The organism is Streptomyces sp. SID12501 (assembly GCF_010550245.1).
Taxonomy (GTDB): Bacteria; Actinomycetota; Actinomycetes; order Streptomycetales; family Streptomycetaceae; genus Streptomyces.
In genome coordinates this window covers 1-433 of sequence record NZ_JAAGLU010000703.1, presented here as the reverse complement: position 1 = coordinate 433, position 433 = coordinate 1, and the positions used below count along the sequence as shown (strand labels likewise).

The following is a 433-nucleotide window of genomic DNA, read 5'->3' as shown; positions in this document are numbered from 1 at the left end:
CCGGGCTCGCGGCCGCGCCGGGCTGGGAGCAGGCGCCGCGGCCCGTGCTCGCCGACGACCTGCTGCCCGAGCGCGTGCTCGTCGGTGACGACGACGCACGACGTGCGCTCGTCGAACGGGCCTACACGCCGCTCGCCGCGAGCCAGGGCTCGCTGCTCGAGACGCTGTCGGCGTACCTCGGCGCGGGGCGCTCGCTGGAGGCCGCCGCGCGCACGTTGTACGTCCACCCCAACACGGTCCGCTACCGGCTCAAGCGCGTCGCGGACGTCACGGGGTGGGACCCGCTGGACGCGCGGGAGTCGTACGTGCTGCAGACGGCCCTGGCCGTCGGGCGGCTCGACGCCGCCGCGGCCCCCTGAGCCCCGCGCCCGCCGGAGGCGTGCCGCGACGCGGCCTTTGTACAGGTCCGACAAGCACGGGACCCGAGGTTGGT

Annotated in this window: 1 protein-coding gene; it reads left to right on the top strand. The window is 76.7% G+C overall.

Annotated elements, in window-relative coordinates; translation table 11 throughout:
* Window positions 1–359, top strand: a 359-nt coding sequence (locus G3I71_RS48005) for a CdaR family transcriptional regulator (RefSeq protein WP_164325263.1), incomplete at its 5' end; no start/stop codon positions are given.
* Between the last annotated feature and the right edge of the window lie 74 nt (window positions 360–433).